This is a genomic window from Cysteiniphilum sp., from assembly GCF_057495195.1.
Map to the genome: position 1 here is coordinate 29,870 of NZ_JBXTEF010000069.1, position 16,618 is coordinate 46,487.

General features: G+C 37.7%; 22 protein-coding genes. 4 read left to right on the top strand and 18 right to left on the bottom strand.

All coding sequences use genetic code 11. The annotated features are described in order from the left end of the window. Positions 1–10: 10 nt before the first annotated feature. Positions 11–310: an ArsR/SmtB family transcription factor gene (locus ACY10D_RS06010; RefSeq protein ID WP_486999859.1), complete on the bottom strand. Its 300-nt coding sequence runs from the start codon at positions 308–310 to the stop codon at positions 11–13. A gap of 174 nt (positions 311–484) precedes the next feature. Between ACY10D_RS06010 and ACY10D_RS06015 the strand changes: the two genes are divergently transcribed. Next, positions 485–1,777 (top strand): MFS transporter, encoded by a 1,293-nt coding sequence (locus ACY10D_RS06015; protein WP_486999860.1) that lies wholly within the window; start codon positions 485–487, stop codon positions 1,775–1,777. Positions 1,778–1,789: 12 nt separating this feature from the next. After that, positions 1,790–2,737, top strand: a complete 948-nt coding sequence (locus tag ACY10D_RS06020; RefSeq protein ID WP_486999861.1) for an acetyl-CoA carboxylase carboxyltransferase subunit alpha — start codon at positions 1,790–1,792, stop codon at positions 2,735–2,737. Positions 2,738–2,756: 19 nt separating this feature from the next. Here the strand turns inward: ACY10D_RS06020 and ACY10D_RS06025 are convergent, their stop codons facing one another. The 7 genes from ACY10D_RS06025 to rpsA all read right to left on the bottom strand — a co-directional run bounded on the left by ACY10D_RS06025 (position 2,757) and on the right by rpsA (position 9,080). Further along, positions 2,757–3,005 carry a hypothetical protein gene (locus ACY10D_RS06025; RefSeq protein ID WP_486999862.1) on the bottom strand — a complete coding sequence of 83 codons (249 nt, stop codon included), beginning with the start codon at positions 3,003–3,005 and terminating at the stop codon, positions 2,757–2,759. Between the two features lie 2 nt (positions 3,006–3,007). Beyond that, positions 3,008–3,541 carry a peptide-methionine (R)-S-oxide reductase MsrB gene (msrB, locus tag ACY10D_RS06030; protein WP_486999863.1) on the bottom strand — a complete coding sequence of 178 codons (534 nt, stop codon included), beginning with the start codon at positions 3,539–3,541 and terminating at the stop codon, positions 3,008–3,010. Positions 3,542–3,649: 108 nt separating this feature from the next. Beyond that, positions 3,650–4,627: a calcium/sodium antiporter gene (locus tag ACY10D_RS06035; RefSeq protein WP_486999864.1), complete on the bottom strand. Its 978-nt coding sequence runs from the start codon at positions 4,625–4,627 to the stop codon at positions 3,650–3,652. Positions 4,628–5,073: 446 nt separating this feature from the next. Then, on the bottom strand, positions 5,074–6,357 hold the full coding sequence (locus tag ACY10D_RS06040) for an MATE family efflux transporter (RefSeq protein WP_486999865.1): 1,284 nt from the start codon (positions 6,355–6,357) through the stop codon (positions 5,074–5,076). After that, positions 6,357–6,677, bottom strand: coding sequence for a TusE/DsrC/DsvC family sulfur relay protein (locus ACY10D_RS06045; RefSeq protein ID WP_486999866.1), 321 nt, complete (start codon positions 6,675–6,677; stop codon positions 6,357–6,359). The genes ACY10D_RS06040 and ACY10D_RS06045 overlap by 1 nt, the downstream gene beginning before the upstream one ends. Positions 6,678–6,777: 100 nt before the next feature. Then, a complete protein-coding gene (locus ACY10D_RS06050) occupies positions 6,778–7,326 on the bottom strand; it encodes a hypothetical protein (RefSeq protein WP_486999867.1) in 549 nt (182 codons plus the stop codon). A 92-nt stretch (positions 7,327–7,418) separates the two neighbouring features. After that, positions 7,419–9,080 carry a 30S ribosomal protein S1 gene (rpsA, locus tag ACY10D_RS06055; protein ID WP_486999868.1) on the bottom strand — a complete coding sequence of 554 codons (1,662 nt, stop codon included), beginning with the start codon at positions 9,078–9,080 and terminating at the stop codon, positions 7,419–7,421. 251 nt (positions 9,081–9,331) lie between these two features. On the opposite strand from rpsA, the gene ACY10D_RS06060 reads away from it, so the two are divergent. Together ACY10D_RS06060 and ACY10D_RS06065 are read left to right on the top strand one after the other, a co-directional pair. Continuing rightward, positions 9,332–10,255, top strand: coding sequence for an ROK family protein (locus tag ACY10D_RS06060; RefSeq protein WP_486999869.1), 924 nt, complete (start codon positions 9,332–9,334; stop codon positions 10,253–10,255). A 200-nt stretch (positions 10,256–10,455) separates the two neighbouring features. Continuing rightward, positions 10,456–10,782 (top strand): helix-turn-helix domain-containing protein, encoded by a 327-nt coding sequence (locus ACY10D_RS06065; protein ID WP_486999870.1) that lies wholly within the window; start codon positions 10,456–10,458, stop codon positions 10,780–10,782. Between the two features lie 9 nt (positions 10,783–10,791). Here the strand turns inward: ACY10D_RS06065 and ACY10D_RS06070 are convergent, their stop codons facing one another. From ACY10D_RS06070 to minC, 10 genes are read right to left on the bottom strand one after another with little or no spacing between them, the layout of a single operon-like run. Next, entirely contained in the window at positions 10,792–11,226 is a 435-nt protein-coding gene (locus ACY10D_RS06070; protein ID WP_486999871.1) for an MAPEG family protein, read from the bottom strand. A 22-nt stretch (positions 11,227–11,248) separates the two neighbouring features. Further along, entirely contained in the window at positions 11,249–11,500 is a 252-nt protein-coding gene (locus tag ACY10D_RS06075; protein ID WP_486999872.1) for a BolA family protein, read from the bottom strand. A gap of 20 nt (positions 11,501–11,520) precedes the next feature. After that, positions 11,521–11,826 carry an STAS domain-containing protein gene (locus ACY10D_RS06080; protein ID WP_486999873.1) on the bottom strand — a complete coding sequence of 102 codons (306 nt, stop codon included), beginning with the start codon at positions 11,824–11,826 and terminating at the stop codon, positions 11,521–11,523. After that, on the bottom strand, positions 11,798–12,493 hold the full coding sequence (locus ACY10D_RS06085; RefSeq protein ID WP_486999874.1) for an MlaC/ttg2D family ABC transporter substrate-binding protein: 696 nt from the start codon (positions 12,491–12,493) through the stop codon (positions 11,798–11,800). The genes ACY10D_RS06080 and ACY10D_RS06085 overlap by 29 nt, the downstream gene beginning before the upstream one ends. Next, positions 12,490–12,987 (bottom strand): outer membrane lipid asymmetry maintenance protein MlaD, encoded by a 498-nt coding sequence (gene mlaD, locus ACY10D_RS06090; RefSeq protein ID WP_486999875.1) that lies wholly within the window; start codon positions 12,985–12,987, stop codon positions 12,490–12,492. The genes ACY10D_RS06085 and mlaD overlap by 4 nt, the downstream gene beginning before the upstream one ends. A 1-nt stretch (position 12,988) precedes the next feature. Then, complete coding sequence (mlaE, locus tag ACY10D_RS06095; protein ID WP_486999876.1) at positions 12,989–13,759, bottom strand: lipid asymmetry maintenance ABC transporter permease subunit MlaE; 771 nt, start codon at positions 13,757–13,759, stop codon at positions 12,989–12,991. Between the two features lie 15 nt (positions 13,760–13,774). Beyond that, on the bottom strand, positions 13,775–14,572 hold the full coding sequence (locus tag ACY10D_RS06100; protein WP_486999877.1) for an ABC transporter ATP-binding protein: 798 nt from the start codon (positions 14,570–14,572) through the stop codon (positions 13,775–13,777). After that, positions 14,572–14,868 (bottom strand): cell division topological specificity factor MinE, encoded by a 297-nt coding sequence (gene minE / locus ACY10D_RS06105; protein ID WP_486999878.1) that lies wholly within the window; start codon positions 14,866–14,868, stop codon positions 14,572–14,574. Before minE ends, ACY10D_RS06100 begins: the two co-directional genes overlap by 1 nt. A 1-nt stretch (position 14,869) precedes the next feature. Next, positions 14,870–15,724 (bottom strand): septum site-determining protein MinD, encoded by an 855-nt coding sequence (gene minD, locus ACY10D_RS06110; protein WP_486999879.1) that lies wholly within the window; start codon positions 15,722–15,724, stop codon positions 14,870–14,872. Between the two features lie 49 nt (positions 15,725–15,773). Beyond that, positions 15,774–16,457, bottom strand: coding sequence for a septum site-determining protein MinC (minC, locus tag ACY10D_RS06115; protein ID WP_486999880.1), 684 nt, complete (start codon positions 16,455–16,457; stop codon positions 15,774–15,776). Positions 16,458–16,618: the final 161 nt, after the last annotated feature.

Consider the following 16,618-nt stretch of genomic DNA (forward strand, 5'->3'; position numbering starts at 1 on the left):
CTTTGTTTGATTAATGAGTTTCATCCGACCAGTGTTTATACATATCTTGTAAAATACAATGCACATGCTCATCGTATAAGGAATAGAGCACTTGTTTTCCTTGGCGTTCACCTTTAATCAGACGCTGTTGTTTCATTAATTTCAAATGGTGACTAACCAGAGGTTGAGAGATTCCAAGTTGTTCGACAAAGTGATTAACCGGCGTTACTTCTTTAGCACATAAGAATAAAATACGCATACGGTTAGCATCACCCATGATCTGGCACACATCAGCAATTCTCGTCAAAATAAGTTCATCAATATCGCTCATTACAAATCCATAAATTTTTATATAAAAAATACTTTATATAATTTAGATCAAAAGATCAATGATGTAAAGTGGTTAATACTTCATTGATGCCTGTAATTAAAATTTTACTGTAAAAAAATTATTTTTTTGTTATATTTGTCGCCCTTGAAAATACAGTTCGCAATTCGGAGTGTTATGACTTCCTCCTCGTATCAGGAAAAACTAGCCCAAGTGCCATTGGCAAAATCTTGGGCAGTCGTAATTTTAATTTCATTTTTCTTTTTCTTTGAATTTGGCTTAGGCAATGCTTTTAATACATTAACACCTGCCATTTTAAAGGCTTATCCAGACTTGACACCAGTGAGTGTGAGTTTCATTGCCAGCTTATACTTTTATACGAATATTGCGTGCTTGATTCCTGCTGCGTATATTCTAGATAGGTTCTCACCGCGTCTAGCCATATCAATAGCTTTATTAGTCTGTGCGTTGAGTATTTTTGCAATGACATTAACAACAAGTGTTTATGTGATGGGCGTTTCTCGCTTACTTATGGGGATGGGTGCAAGCTTTAGTCTTGTTGGTTGTATCCGCATTGCAACAAATTGGTTTCCAGCAAACCGCTTAGGTTTTGTTATTGGTATTATTATTGCCATTGGTATGTTGGGTGGCTATGCAGCACAAGCGCCCGTTGGTTATTTGCTTGATGCATTTGGCTTAGAGCATACATTACATGTCATTAGCTTGTTTGGTTTGGTTTTAGCAGCACTTATTTTTATTGTTGTGCGTAATGCACCAAAAGCTTTAACAGAAGCGCGCACGATGCAAACTAAAGCCTTAAGATCGGAGTCTATCTTAGCAACGTTAAAGTTAGTTTTATCTAAGCCGCAAAACTGGTGTGCTGGTATTTATGTTGGTTTGATTAATATTGGCACATGGATGTTGGGTGGGATGTGGTCAAATGAATATCTGATGAAAACCCATGATGTGAGTATGTTAGAAGCACGTTCGATTACAGGGTATATCTTTTTAGGTATGATTTTTGCTTATCCGTTTTGGGGGTGGTTGACTGAGCGTATGCGTCGCCGCAAACAACCTTTAATCCTAGGTGGTGTTACATCGGTTATCATTATTGCGATTATTATGTTTTGCACGGTGAGTGTCGCACAATTATCAGTACTATTTTTCTTATTAGGGTTTGTCACCAGCGCGCAAACCGTCGCTTATCCATTTGTGGGTGAAACCAATCCGATGAAAAATAATGCAATTGCAACAAGCATTGTATCCATGAACTCATTATTATGGGGTGGTGTGATCGCTATGCCACTATTTGGCGTGATGACAACATGGTTTAATCACAGCAAAGGTTTGGATGATATGGCAGCGCCTGGGCTTAATTTTGGCATGGGGATTTTGCTAATTGGCTTTATCATTAGTATTATATTTGCTTTATTTATTAAAGAGACGTATTGTAAGCGTCAAGTGGACTAAGTAAGGGAAAATATGCAATTTCTTGAATTTGAAAAACCAATTGCCGAATTAGAAGCAAAGATTGAAGCGCTAGCTAAGTCAAATGCGCATAGTGAAGATGTTCAACAGGAAATCGAGAAGTTACAAGGTAAAACGACCGATTTAATGAAGAAGATCTATAACTCATTAAGCGATTGGCAGATAATTCAATTAGCACGCCATCCTGAACGCCCATATTTTTTAGATTTACTTAATAAGATTTTTACTGATTTCCAAGAATTGCATGGTGATCGTGCTTTTGCGGATGATAAGGCGGTTATTGGTGGTTTAGCTAAATTAGGCGATCAAGCAGTAATGGTGATTGGTCAGGAAAAGGGGCGCAAAACAAAAGATAAACTGCGCCATAACTTTGGCATGATGCATCCGGAAGGATATCGCAAAGCATTGCGTTTGATGAAGCTTGCTGAGAAATTTAATGTGCCTGTTATTACGTTTATCGATACACCAGGCGCTTATCCAGGTGTTAAAGCTGAAGAACGCGGACAAAGTGAGGCGATTGCGCGCAATTTGCTTGAGATGTCTAAGTTAAATGTACCTGTGATTTGTGTTGTTATTGGCGAAGGTTGCTCAGGTGGTGCTTTGGGCATTGGTGTGGGCGATAAGTTGGTAATGCTCGAGTACAGTTATTTTGCGACAATTTCACCAGAAGGGTGTGCTTCAATCTTATGGAAGACAGCCGAAAAAGCTGCTGATGCTGCTGAGATTATGGGTATTACTGCTAAGCGTTTAAAAGAACATGATATTGTTGATGAAGTCATTAAAGAGCCTTTAGGTGGCGCGCATCGCAATATTACTGAAGCTGCAAAAGAAATCAAACTGACGCTGCAGCGTTTATTGAGTGATTTAAATGCCTTATCTAATGATGATCGCTTAGCAAAACGCTATGACAAATTAATGTCTTTTGGTGCATTTGAGGGGTAATCATTTTAAAGGGTAGCCATTAAGAATGCCCAAACCATTTCTTCAATTTATCTTCTGCTTTTAACACATGTTTCTCTAATTTTGGAAAGCGATGCAATAGTTTGTGAAGCCATCTTCGTACGGGTGGGACAATCCACGAAAGTACAATCACTCCAGCGAAAAAGAATATAAATCCCGGAATGATTGGCAGAATCGCACCAAGTAATGCCAATGCAAATAAAATGATGACAATGACGATGAGTAAGGTTTTTTTAAAGATAACGCGCATGATTATTTTGATGGATTGTTATCATTGAATAGATAAAGGTAGGCACCATAGCCGCTTTTAGCCATTTCATCTTTTGGGATAAACTTAAGTGCTGCTGAGTTAACACAATAGCGAAGTCCTGTAGGTTCTGGCCCATCATTAAAAACATGTCCTAAATGTGAGTCAGCTACCAAAGATCGGACTTCCGTGCGCACGATAAAAAAGAACTTACGATCTTCTTTTTCCTGAATATATTTGGTGTCTATCGGTTTTGTAAAGCTTGGCCAACCAGTGCCTGACTCAAATTTATCTGTTGAACTAAACAGCGGCTCGCCAGAAACTATATCAACATAAATACCTTCGCTTTTATTATTCCAATAGCTGTTGTCAAAGGGTTTTTCTGTGGCTTCTTCTTGTGTTACCTGATATTGCAATGTCGATAATGTGCTTAGCTTTTGCTGTTTTATATCTGCATTAAAATGTTGATAATCAGTTGCCATTGCTATACCTCCTGTGCACATTAAGATAAGACCCATGCCAATATTGCGTAGATGCATCGAAATTCTCCTATTTATTGTGATGAGTATATTCTAGCAGGGCAATTGCTGTGAAGTGATAAATAAAGTCAGATGGATTTTGTTTCACCTTTGGTTAATATTAAATAGCTACAGCAAGCCAATCGTGCCGATATAAAGGACATAAGATATAATCAGTATTGCACCATAAGGTCGTGTTATAACCCTGCCTTTTTTAACAAGAAGTAGGTAGGTTAGAAAAATAGTCAATAAAGCCATATAAGACATATCTCGATAAATAATGGTGCTACTTACTGCAGTGGGTCTAATAAGCGTTGCAATACCAATTACAGCAAGTATGTTAAATATATTAGAACCAATGATATTGCCAATAGCTAGATCTCCTTGATTTTTAAGAACTGCAGCAGCAGAGGCTGCTAACTCGGGTATTGATGTCCCAATTGCGATAATAATCAGTCCAATAACAAAATCTGACATTCCCAAAAGCTGACCTAAATGAGTTGCCCCAAAAACAAGTAGTTTTGATCCAAGAATAAGTAATAGCAAATAAAAGACAATCCATAAACCTGATTTGAATGGTTTGATGGAATGATTTCTCTCTTTGATTACTGTGCTATTAGATGGTTGTTTTGTGTTAAATATTTTTATAGCAAATAACAACAGTAAGATAATCAAAAGCATGATGCCATCAAATCTTGATAAATATAGGTTATAGATAATTGCTAGCAAAAAGATAGTAATTATTAATAATATTGCAGATTCCTTTATAAATGTATTATCTTGAGGTGTTTTGATTGGTCTGATTAACAGTACACATCCAAGAATCAAGCCCATGTTAGCAACATTAGAGCCAATAGCATTACCAATTGCTAATGTACTTTGATCATTTAAAGAAGCAACAATGGCAACCACTATTTCAGGACTTGATGTGCCAAAGCCTAAGATAACCATCCCAATAATCAATGGTGATATATTGAAATAGTTTGCAATTTCAGCGGTGCGATGCACAAGTCTCTCGGCACTATAGATAACCACTATCAAACTGATAATGACAATGAAAGTATTTAGTAGCATATACTTACTTCTATTGGTTAGGCTTTTTATCATTGATAGTATCTATGATTTCTGAAAAATTCATAGAATAATCTAGCTGATTTTGTATCTCTCTAATAGGTTAGCGTGTGATAGATTATAATTTTTGGTGAGTTTGGGTGGGTATATGCCATAGAAAATTGGATGTAACAGTTGAGGTGTTGAGTGATGTTAATAGAGCAATTACTATAAAGCATAAAAGGGTAGGCTATATGTAACAGTTTTTTTACATTGCAATACTTGCTTGAAACGGTTTTTTTACACTCAACTGAGTATAATGCACTCAATTCGATCGCATGATCATGAGAAATAATATTTTGAAATTCAAGTAATAGGAGCAGAAAATGACCGTAACAAAAGAAACACAACAAAAAGCATCAACTTGGCAAAAAATCAAAAAAGAATATATCAAGTTTTGTTCATTACAAGCTCAGTCGCAATTGTATTTATAACCACAACTATTATGATTTATGGAAAAAAGTAAAGATGGTTGGGTTAATACCAAGTTTCTTGATCACTAAATAAGTTAATACCAGATTCCAGAAAATCATTGCAATTGCTGAGGCAATCGCGATACCAAAAGCATGTAAGCTTGGAATAAGTGCAATGCCTAGGGCAATATTAATAACAAGTGCAATGTAAAAGACACGACATGTTGTTTTCTCAAATCCTGCCATATTTAGGATAGTAAAGACACTACCACAGAGCACGTTAACCGCTTGGCCAATCATCAAGACACAAAACAATGAATAAGCTTGGGTATACGCCTGACCATAAAGCATAGTGATCCAGTAGCCTGCAATAATCAGAACCACCATACCAAGCGCTGAAAGCCCGCAGATAATACGTGTATATTCAGTGATTTTGGTCTGAAATGCATCACGTGACAGCATTTTATAGTCATTGGCTACTTGCGCCATAATATTGGCGCTAACGGCATTTAAAACAAAGACAACTAAAGCGCTTAATTGCAGTGCTACGGCGTAATAAGCAATACTTTCATTGCTAGAGAATATTTTCAGTAAAACAATGTCGATTTGACTTAGTAATAAATTCCCCCATTTTAGTAGCATAAAAGAGAGATTGCTACCGTGTGGTTTATGACTTTTAAATCCGTATTTAATGCTAATTTTCAACCATAATATAAGCATATAAAGGGTAATCGCAGCAAACATTGAGCCCACAAGTAAGGGGGCATTATGAATTTCGATTATAATATAGATGCCAATGATCAGTAACATCATCAGGCGCATGATAAATTGGATTAAGTTGGCATAAATCACTTTTCTATTGGCAACATAAAAAGACTGCAAAAGATTAGCAATAAAAAAAGGCAATGCAAATAAGAAAGCAAAAACCTCAATAAAACTGGCATTAGGATCAAATAAATAGATATAACTAAAACAGCCAATACAAGCAAAGATCAGAATAATTATTCCACGACGCCAAAACCAGTTGTGCAATTGGAAAACCTCTTTAGTGCGTGTAATTCCATTGTTGCTAGACCAGCCCCAGCTGCGAGCTAAAATCCCATCAGCGCCTAATGTGGCAATCACTGCAGAAATAGTGGCAATGGTCACACCAAACATATATTGCCCATATTCAGAAACAGTTAGATAGTGTGCCAATAAAATGGCCGAGGCAAAAGCAGTCATTTGTCCTAAGCCTTGTACAAACATGGTGCCCAGAGACTTAATGAGAATTTCATTGTGAAGTAATTTTTTAATTTTTACGGTTAACATCATTAAATGCATCTTTTAGGTTTAGGTAATCCTGCGATTTTGGCGGCTTGCCGTGCAGGGGAAACAGGAAATAAAGTCTGTAGATAAAGACTATTACCAATCTCATGACCATATTTCTCTTTGAGTGATTTAACCAAAAGACGAATCGCTGGTGCTGTTGTATGTATCTCATAGTATTCACGCAAGAAATTAATAACCTGCCAGTGTGCCTCGGTTAGTATAATATTTTCTTCTTTGGCAAAAGCATAAGCAATATCAGCTGACCAATGTGTGTGGTCTTTTAAAAAGCCGTGCTCATCAAGCAGTATAGTAAATTGAGTCATTAATGCAGAAAAGGGAATTTGCAATCGCCATATAGTAGAGGAATTTATACCTATCGTAAATCATTTTGCGGTGTTTGGTTGTAAAGCGAATTGAATCAAGTTAAACGGTTAGGTTATATAACCCGACTTCAATATTGCCTAGCACCTGTTTGTACACCCAAGAAAACGGTAATTGATCAGGGTTGAAGTTGTAAACATGAACATCCCATAGCTTATTTGAAGGATTGTAGTCAATAACCATGTTTAAATAGCAAGGTGCGTTACTGTTATTGCTTAAGGTGTAAAATGAGTTATCAGACATTGTTTTAAAAGCAGGTTGTGAATGCTCTGAATTATTTGTTGAGACCCAACACTGTTGAATTTTTGTTTGTGAAGGTAGGGTAACTCTGTTGCGTGAGGCAAAATAAATTGCTGTAATGCCTTTTTTATGGCGAATTTCTTCTAATAGCTCAAGATAGTTGCTGTTAATGTATTGATTTAATAGCAGTGAAATATAGCGTGTAGAGTTATCATTTTCTTTACAGGAATGATGTGTACAAGAACCTAATGATAATGTAGTGATTAATAAAATAAAAAGAGTAGGAAGTAGTACAAACCATCTTGACGCTTTTCTAGGTGTTGCAAATTTTTTGGGTAAAAGTGTCGACATGATTCGCAAAATAAATTAAGTCCTTTAATTCAATGTAAAGTAAGTAAAAAGAGAAAGGCAATGTAGTCATTGCCTTAAGGTATTACTTATTCTTATTTATTCAATTTTTCTTTGATTAAGTCACCAATGGTTGTTGGCGCCATTTGTTCAGCTTTGTAATTTGTTTTAGCTGTTTTTTCCATATCTTCATCTAGGCCTTTGATAGAAAGATTGATGCTACGACGCTTAGTATCAATATTGCTAACGCGCGCTTCAATTTCTTGACCTACTTTAAGAACATGACGGGCATCTTCAACGTGCTCACGTGAAATATCAGCAACACGGATGAAGCCTTCTACTTCAGGTGCAAGCTCAACGTTAGCACCGTTTTGTTGAACCGCAGTGATAACACCAGTTACTTTAGCACCTTTGTCATTTGCAGAGGTGTATTGTGTAAATGGATCATCAGAAAGCTGCTTTATACCAAGGGCAATACGCTCACGCTCGATATCAACAGAAAGCATAACTGCTTCGATTTCCTCACCTTTCTTCAATTGGCTTACAACATCTTCAGCTTTGTTCCAAGCAACATCAGAAATGTGTACCAGACCATCGATATTACCATCTAAGCCGATGAAGATACCAAAATCAGTAATAGAGCGGATCTTACCATTAACTTTATCACCTGGTTTGTGTGCATCGGCGAATGCTTGCCATGGGTTGATGATGCATTGCTTCATGCCAAGAGAAATACGGTGACGTGAAGCATCAACTTCTAATACCATCACTTCAACTTCTTGACCTAAAGAAACTAGTTTGTGTGGGTTAGCATTTTTGTTTGTCCAATCCATTTCAGATGTATGAACAAGACCTTCAATGCCTTCTTTAAGCTTAACAAAACAACCGTAGTCAGTAATATTAGTGATTTTGCCCATAAGCTTAGTACCAACAGCAAGCTCTTCAGCAACACTCGCCCAAGGATCTTCGCCCAATTGCTTGATACCAAGAGAAATACGACCTTTGTCGTTATCAAATTTGATGATTTTAACATCGATTTCATCACCAAGTGCTAACATATCACTTGGGTGCTTGATGCGGCTCCAAGACATATCAGTAATGTGTAATAAACCATCAACGCCACCAAGGTCGATAAATGCACCAAAGTCAGTAATGTTTTTAACAATACCTTTAACAACTGAACCTTCGCTTAATTTCTCAAACAATGCTTCACGATCTTCTTGCGTCTCAGCTTCGATAACCGCGCGACGAGAAACAACGATATTGTTACGCTTAGTGTCAAGCTTAACGATCTTAAGCTCGATATCTTTGTCTTCTAGGTGAGAGATATCGCGTAATGGACGAACATCAACAAGAGATCCTGGTAAGAACGCACGTAAGCCTTTCACTTCAACTGTGTAGCCGCCACGAACGTGGTTTGTAATTCGACCCAATACAGTTTCTTGGTCATCACATGCTTTCTCAAGCGCACCCCAAACTTCAATGCGTTTTGCTTTCTCGCGAGATAGGCGTGTTTCACCGTTGCTGTTGTCTAATGCGTCAAGTACAACATCTACTTGGTCACCAATTTCAACTTCAATTTCGCCTTGATCATTTCTGAATTGATCAAGAGAAACAATAGATTCTGATTTTAAACCTGCGTCAATCCAAGCAAATTCACGATCAATGGCAACGATAGTTGCTTTAATGATCTTGCCAACACGCATTTCAGTTTCTTTTAGTGAAGCTTCAAAGAGGTCTTTAAAATTTTCAGTCATGGTTTAGTTCCAATATATCTTAAGCCAGTGGTTAGTTATACATTGAGTTTACTGCATTCACTGGAAAACTGCATAAACTCAGCCTAAAAGGTGGCAAGATTTTAAAGGATTGTCTTGGTGTTTTCAATCAGTTGTTGCTGTTTTGTGCAAAAAAGTCAAAAGTTAAATGGTTTCTCTGCTTTCTATTGGCTGAAATAGTTGAAGCGGTATATGCTAATGCCATAAATTCTTAAGTAAAGATCACTAATAGTATGAAGAGTTATTTATGTTTTGACCTAGGGGGTACTTATACTAAATATGCATTGATTGACTTAGCAGGGAATATCGTTGTATCAGATAAATATCACACAGGAAAAATCATCGATCCTGAGGCGCTGCTTCAGCAATTTATGCTGCGTTTTATAGAATTAAAGAAGACATATCACATCATAGGTGTTGGCTTTTCGTGTCATGGAATTGTAGACCCTCAAAGAGGTTGTGTTGCCTTTGGTTCGCCTTATGTCAAAGCGCTAGAAAATTACCCGTTAGTTGAGCGCTTTAAACAAGAAGCAGGTGTTGAGCTTGTCGTGATTGAAAATGATGTTAATGCTGCGGCTATCGGTGAAGCAACCTATTGGCGGAATAATCACTGTCAGAATTATCTCTTTTTAACATTGGGTACCAGTATTGGCGGTGCGATTATTATTAATGGTCAATTGTATCGTGGGTTTAATAATGCGGCAGGTGAGTTTGGCTATCTGCTGACAAATGCACAAGGTAATCAACAAAATAATGACAAAGCAAAAAATATGCTGCCAGGAGCGTGGGAAGGTTATGCTTCAGCCAAAGCTTTATTAGAAAAATATTGCGCTGCAACACAAAGTAAGGAGGTAAGCATAGCACATTTTAAAGAACAGTTATTTAATAAAAACCCTATTGCATTACAGGTCTTTGAAGCGTATTTGCATCAGGTTGTTGCCGGACTTGTTTCATTGACACATGTATTAGCACCGGAATTGATTATTATTGGTGGGGCGATCTCAGAGGAGTCATTTTTTATCGAAGCACTAAGGCAGCGTTTTCATGAGAGCGTATTACCTTTTTATAAAGGGGTCAAAATTATGCCAGCGCATTTCGGTAATCATGCTGGAGTGCATGGGGTTGCTTGTTTATTGAGCAAATCAAGGGAGTGTTAATGAATATTTGCGTGAAATGCTTGACGGATGCCGTAACTTTGGTTATCAATGATAGCCGAAGTTAAATTACATAAAGTAATTAAAAACGAAAACAAACAGAAGTAACCAGAGTAAACAGAAATTTAAACGTCTTAAGGTGACTATCAGCATGAAGCTAAAAATGAACACGATGTTTAGATGGAGGAAGGAGTAGTAAAATAATGGCAAATCAATATTCTCAGAGCTTTGAAATCATTCTATCAAAGAAGTATGGGCGACCGGCAGAGGAAGTGCTAAAGGGTTACTCAAGCGAAGGCTTAAGTTATGAGGACGTTGCAGGTAAATTTGGGTTTAAAACCACTACTGTGCGTAAATGGTGTCGCAAATACAACATTGAGCTCTTGGGTCCTACAGATGGTAATGCTGCAAAGGCTTATGAAACGCTTTATCAATCCAGTCTTAATGCTGTTTCTGTCAATACTTATAACGTTCTGTATCGCTCTTGGTCAATTGATCACCAATACTTTGCGGTTGATAGAAAAAATTAAGCTCGATGATTAATGCAGCTTAATCAACTCGATCAGTAGCATTAGAATTATTGTAAATAAGAAAGCCGTTGATAATAGAAACGCGCAAAGCCTTAAACTTAAATTATTCGTTGTTAGATGAATAATTGAGTTGATGATTCTAAAGCTGACAAATAGCCAACCAAGGATGAGAAAGTAATTGATGTGCATGAGCTCTGGATTAAGCAAGATAATGATAAAGCAGATATAAAAAAGTACCGGCATTTGAAATAAATTATCAAGGTGCCTTGATGTGATTTCAAGCCAAGGATGTTCTTTTTTACAGAAATCCATTGTCCGTAAGTCATTTAATGTAATCTTGCTTTTACGAATGGCTTGAATGCGACTAAATAGGGTAATAAAAACACTGATGATGGTAAGAATCATCATCACAATAATCGGTATTGACCAAGCGGTTGTTGACATTGTGATACTCCAATTATTAAGTTTACTTAGCTAATGCTTGCCATTTTTCAGGTGTATATGTTTTCATAGCGATAGCATGTAGCTCACCTGAAGCAATGTGCTCATTGATTGCGGCATAAACCATCTGTTGTTGTTTGACTTTACTTAAAACCCCATTAAAAACATCACTGATAATCGTTGCATTAAAGTGTACATTATCATCGCTTTTGATTAATGCGGTGGTGTTAGCTCCTAGTTTGGTTTCGATTAAGGTTTTTAATTCGATTGTATTCATGATTTATAATCTCTTATTTGTTACTGTTTAATAAAAGGTGAAAATAGGTTATCCAAACCGTGGATGTTAATCAATGATTTAGCATTTTCTGAAACGAGACCCATAAGTCGCAGATCAATGTTATTATTTTGACAGTGATGGATGATATGCATAAGAAGGGAGATGCCAGCGCTGTCAATCTCTTGAGTATCATTAAGATCAATTTCTAGTGTTGATGTTACGGATTCAAGCGCATGACCTAGCTCTTTCTCAATGCTTGAAGCATTGCTAAAATTAAGGTTACCTTGTAGGGCAAAACTATTTGGATTTTTTATTGATAAGCTCATTGTTTTTTTTCTCAATGGCAAGGTTAATATCTTTAAGGGTTTTATAGTTTTTAAACTGTGCTCTGAAGTTGTCTAATATGCTGACCCCAGCAACCGCTAGATCACAGATTTTCCACTTAGCTACAGCATCTTTTCCTGCTTCATTTAACATTTTAATACTCAAGTCAGAAGAGGATTGGTTTTGCAAATTAATGATTTTGCCAGTTACTACAATAAGACGTTGCCCTTGCCATGAGTTATTACTCAAAGGAAATATTTGAATATCATAATTACCCGCTTGAGCAATATTCTCAGCATATGAGTAAGCTAACATTTGTGTAATTTCAGCGATAAATTGTCGGTGTTCTTTTTTATCAGCAGTTTGCCAACGCTCCTTACCAACCAATAGTTGAGCGATAATATTTGTCGCTAAAAGTGGCATCACATGCGTGTCAATTAATTGGATAAGTTCTTTGGGGTTTTTACTTAACTCATTTTTTGATTTAATTAGCGTTTTTTGTGTTTCAACAATGGATTGTTGCAACAATGTGACCGGATCAGTTTTTGTTGAAGCATTGCTAATCTTGGCTGCCGGTTTTGTGCTTGCAGTTGCAAAGTTTAGTGGCATGCTGCCAAGCATTAAAGTGGCGCTTGCAAAGGTTATTATTTTCTTGGTTTTGTGGATCATTTTTTGTCTCCAGAACCTGATACAAAGGTATTGATAAGTGAGTTTAGGTTAATGGCTGAAGAGGTGTTTGACAACTCTATCGTGCTACCATTTGCTAAGTATTTACTGTTATATAACCCAGGTATGTCCATATTGGATGGGTGCAAGGCAATAAAACTATCACCTAAAATGCCGCTTGTATCAATAGCTGCACCATAGCTGCTTGGTATATTGTTATAGCGTTTATTGATGTTTAAAGTCACATCAGCAATAAAACCATTATAATTTGGTGTTAACGTGATACTGTTTACTTTGCCGATTTCAACACCAGCAATGCGTACTGCAGCACCTGGGCGTAAGCTGCCAATGTTTTGAAACTGCGCTTTGACTTGATAAGAGCTATTATCAAAGCCAGAAAGTGATAGTCCACTGACTTTTAACGCCATAAAAATAAGTGCAGCAATGCCAAGAAGGACAAAAACACCTACTAATAGCTCGTAAGATTTCTTATACATTTTAAACTCCTTTGAACATTAAGGCGGTCATTAGAAAGTCTAGACCTAAAATTGCTAAAGAGGAATAGACAACGGTCTTTGTTGTTGCTTGGGCAATACCTGCCGAATTGGCGCGACAATTATAGCCTTGATAAAGCGAGACAATCGCCACGGCAATACCAAATACCAAGCTTTTTAAAATACCATTCATCACATCATCATAAAATAATACTGAAGCTTGCATGTTTCCCCAGAATGTACCACTAAAAAGACCCAATAGTTTGACACCAATAAGATATCCACCCCAAATGGATATGGTTGAGAAAAACAAATTTAAAATAGGCACACTTAAAACACATGCCCAGAATCTGGGTGCTAAGATAAAACGCACGGGGTCAACGCCCATCATATTAAGGCTGGCAAGTTGTTCAGTGGCTTTCATTAATCCCACTTCAGAGGTTAGTGCGCTGCCTGCGCGTCCAGCAAATAATAAAGCAGTAACGACAGGTCCAAGCTCACGAATAATACTTAAGGCAACCATTGGGCCTAATGCTGATTCAGCACTAAATTTAGCAAGTGTATAAAAGCCTTGTAGTGCTAAGACAAAACCAATGAATAAACCTGAAACCAGAATGATCAAAACCGAGTTGATGCCAACGTGATAGGTTTGCGTAATAATGCTACGTGGATTGCAGCGACCAAACGTCATCTCAAATGCCAGTAATATAGACTCACCGAGATTAGTTATTGTATTTAAGGTGTTGCGACCAAGCACTTGGATTATTTTTAGCATGAATCACTTCCTCATTTATTGCAATGTGCTTAAGAAGTTAGGCGCAGGATAATCAAATGCTACAGGACCGTCTGCGCTACCGGATAGAAACTGTGAAACAAATGGATCTTTACTGTTTTTAATAAATTCAGGTGATCCTTCAAGCATCACTTGTTGATTGGCAATGATAATGACATGATCTGCAATGCTCATTACCTCATCGATATCGTGAGAGACAATTACGGATGTCATATGTAGTGCGTCATTAAGTGCTTTGATTAAGGTTAAAATTACCTTTAAAGAAATAGGATCTTGACCGGTAAATGGTTCATCATAAAGCATAAGATCAGGGTCTAATGCAATGGCGCGGGCAAGGGCTACGCGTCGAGCCATGCCGCCTGATAGCTCACTAGGCAACATGTCGGCTGTGCCGCGCAGGCCAACAGATTGCAGCTTCATTAATACTAAGTTATGAATGAGGCGTTCACTTAGGTTACTGTTTTGACGCAAAGGGAAGGCAACGTTATCAAATACTGATAATTGTGTGAAAAGGGCGCCTGATTGGAATAAAGCCCCCATTTTCTTACGTAAATCGAGTAATGCTTTCTTATCTAATGAATTAAGCTTGTGATCAAGTACACGAATATCACCGCTTTTAGCTTTTATTAGTCTACCAATTAGGTGCAAAAGGGTGGTTTTGCCAGTGCCTGATGGACCTAATATTGCGGTGATTTTTCCCTTGGGGATGCTGCATGTTAGGTTTTTATAAATGCACTTTTCACCGCGGAAAAAGGCGACTTTATCAAAACTTACAGCAAGGTGATCGTGAGACATTAGGCGTTTAATGCTTTCTTGGCTTGGTTTGACTCTTCAGGAATGGTGACATTAAGCTCAAGAACGGATCTGTCACCTTGGCTATCGATGTCAATTTTAATGTCATTATGCCCAATGTGGACGTATTTTTTGACAACTTCAAGAATGTCATCTTGCAACTTATTGATAAAGTCTGGTTTTTTAATGCCAGAGTGAGCTTCATTTCTCTGATGTGATACGATGATCTGTAGGCGTTCTTTAGCAATGTGCGCGCTATTTTTCGCGACAGGCTTTTTAAAAAAATTAAACAATCCCATGTTACTTTCCTCCAAATAGTCGCTTTAAAAGACTAGGTTTTTCTGCGGTGATAAAGCGTAGAGGTTTATCATGACCTAAAAAGCGCTCAACAGCATCAATATAAGCTTGACCGGCTTCACTGTCTTGATAAGCGGTTACGGGCACGCCTGAGTTTGATGCTTGTAATACCATTTTGGATTCTGGAATAACACCTAATAATGGGATAGATAATACATCTTTGACATCATCAAGAGACAACATTTCACCTTGTAAAACACGTGTTGGGTCATAGCGTGTGATCAAAAGCTTAGTATCAACGGCTTGACCATTTTCTTTGGCTTTACGTGTTTTACTGGATAGCACACCAATAATGCGGTCTGAGTCGCGAACAGAGGAAACCTCTGGATTGGTAACAACAATCGCTTTATCAGCATGAAGCATTGCCATTAATGCGCCTTTTTCAATACCTGCAGGAGAGTCACAAATGATATAGTCAAAACTCTCTTTGAGTTCTTGCATAATGCCTTCTAAGCCAGCTTCGGTTAACGCATCTTTATCGCGCGTTTGTGACGCAGGTAGAATATAAAGGTTCTCAGAGCGCTTATCTTTAATCAATGTTTGATTGATATTCGCTTCTTTATTGATAAGGCTGATTAGATCATAGACAACGCGGCGTTCGCAGCCCATGACAAGATCAAGATTTCTAAGACCGACATCAAAATCAATAACAACGGTTTTAAAGCCCTTCATGGCCAATGCTAATGATATCGCGGCACTTGTTGTAGTTTTGCCAACACCACCTTTACCTGAGGTGATGACCACGGTTGTGGCGCGCGGCTTGGCATTTTGTTTGGTTTGTTTGGAATCTGTGCTCACAGTATTTAATCCTTGATTCAATTGTTATTTTCTTAAAAAATGGGGGAGCCTAAATTTGGCTGATCATGATTGTACCGTCTTTTAGCTGTATTTGATAGCCATTATTGTCATTTCCAAGCGGCTCAACAGGCTCTTCAAAAATTTTATACTGGCCAGCAATTGATACAAGATCTGCTTCTAATTTGTGACAAAAAATGCGCGCATTGGTATCACCATCTAATCCAGCAATGGCACGTCCACGTAATGTGCCATATACATGAATATTGCCACTGGCTAACAGTTCAGCGCCTGAGCTTACGGACGATAAAATAATCAAATCACCATTTTGTGAGATCACTTGCTGACCTGAGCGCACGCGTGAGCTGATAATTTTGTGTTGTGACGTTGAAACCTTATTAAAGGAAACTGTCGGCGCGGGAATGTTTTTACCTTCTTTGAAGATTGGAAACCCTTTCGCTTGTAAGGCGTCGGTTAGCGTCTGATCGGGTAATCTAAAGCCTACGGTAAGTAGTGTGTGTTTTCTTAACATTTCAGTTAAGCTTTCGATAAATTCGATTGTGAGCCCGCTTGTTAAAGCAGTTAACTCAATGACCATCGGGGTGTTATTAAAGAATTGCGGCGCTTGCTTTATCTTGGTCGTGATTTGTTTTTCAATATCTTCAAGATCCGTGCTCAATATCTGTAATACGCTCAACGTAAAGAGACTTCCCTTGATTTGAAAAGCTGCCGGCATTTTGTTTCCCTTGTTATTTTGTCGCACTTTACCAATAATGGTAGCGCAAATGCATTATTGCATCGTTAAAATATATCGATTTTATAACGAATATCATGATAATTGGCAAGGCTAATTATGCCTTTAGGTGGTAAATTATGATGAAAGGGCGAAAAAGATGC

What these genes read in the sequence shown, in the direction of transcription:
- minE (WP_486999878.1), bottom strand. Translation starts at nt 14,868, where the DNA reads ATGGGATTGTTTAATTTTTTTAAAAAGCCTGTCGCGAAAAATAGCGCG.
- ACY10D_RS06020 (WP_486999861.1), top strand. Translation starts at nt 1,790, where the DNA reads ATGCAATTTCTTGAATTTGAAAAACCAATTGCCGAATTAGAAGCAAAG.
- ACY10D_RS06025 (WP_486999862.1), bottom strand. Translation starts at nt 3,005, where the DNA reads ATGCGCGTTATCTTTAAAAAAACCTTACTCATCGTCATTGTCATCATT.
- ACY10D_RS06065 (WP_486999870.1), top strand. Translation starts at nt 10,456, where the DNA reads ATGGCAAATCAATATTCTCAGAGCTTTGAAATCATTCTATCAAAGAAG.
- ACY10D_RS06015 (WP_486999860.1), top strand. Translation starts at nt 485, where the DNA reads ATGACTTCCTCCTCGTATCAGGAAAAACTAGCCCAAGTGCCATTGGCA.
- ACY10D_RS06060 (WP_486999869.1), top strand. Translation starts at nt 9,332, where the DNA reads ATGAAGAGTTATTTATGTTTTGACCTAGGGGGTACTTATACTAAATAT.
- ACY10D_RS06085 (WP_486999874.1), bottom strand. Translation starts at nt 12,493, where the DNA reads ATGATCCACAAAACCAAGAAAATAATAACCTTTGCAAGCGCCACTTTA.
- ACY10D_RS06050 (WP_486999867.1), bottom strand. Translation starts at nt 7,326, where the DNA reads ATGTCGACACTTTTACCCAAAAAATTTGCAACACCTAGAAAAGCGTCA.
- msrB (WP_486999863.1), bottom strand. Translation starts at nt 3,541, where the DNA reads ATGCATCTACGCAATATTGGCATGGGTCTTATCTTAATGTGCACAGGA.
- mlaE (WP_486999876.1), bottom strand. Translation starts at nt 13,759, where the DNA reads ATGCTAAAAATAATCCAAGTGCTTGGTCGCAACACCTTAAATACAATA.
- ACY10D_RS06080 (WP_486999873.1), bottom strand. Translation starts at nt 11,826, where the DNA reads ATGAGCTTATCAATAAAAAATCCAAATAGTTTTGCCCTACAAGGTAAC.
- rpsA (WP_486999868.1), bottom strand. Translation starts at nt 9,080, where the DNA reads ATGACTGAAAATTTTAAAGACCTCTTTGAAGCTTCACTAAAAGAAACT.
- ACY10D_RS06045 (WP_486999866.1), bottom strand. Translation starts at nt 6,677, where the DNA reads ATGACTCAATTTACTATACTGCTTGATGAGCACGGCTTTTTAAAAGAC.
- ACY10D_RS06075 (WP_486999872.1), bottom strand. Translation starts at nt 11,500, where the DNA reads ATGAATACAATCGAATTAAAAACCTTAATCGAAACCAAACTAGGAGCT.
- ACY10D_RS06040 (WP_486999865.1), bottom strand. Translation starts at nt 6,357, where the DNA reads ATGATGTTAACCGTAAAAATTAAAAAATTACTTCACAATGAAATTCTC.
- ACY10D_RS06100 (WP_486999877.1), bottom strand. Translation starts at nt 14,572, where the DNA reads ATGTCTCACGATCACCTTGCTGTAAGTTTTGATAAAGTCGCCTTTTTC.
- mlaD (WP_486999875.1), bottom strand. Translation starts at nt 12,987, where the DNA reads ATGTATAAGAAATCTTACGAGCTATTAGTAGGTGTTTTTGTCCTTCTT.
- minC (WP_486999880.1), bottom strand. Translation starts at nt 16,457, where the DNA reads ATGCCGGCAGCTTTTCAAATCAAGGGAAGTCTCTTTACGTTGAGCGTA.
- ACY10D_RS06010 (WP_486999859.1), bottom strand. Translation starts at nt 310, where the DNA reads ATGAGCGATATTGATGAACTTATTTTGACGAGAATTGCTGATGTGTGC.
- ACY10D_RS06070 (WP_486999871.1), bottom strand. Translation starts at nt 11,226, where the DNA reads ATGTCAACAACCGCTTGGTCAATACCGATTATTGTGATGATGATTCTT.
- ACY10D_RS06035 (WP_486999864.1), bottom strand. Translation starts at nt 4,627, where the DNA reads ATGATAAAAAGCCTAACCAATAGAAGTAAGTATATGCTACTAAATACT.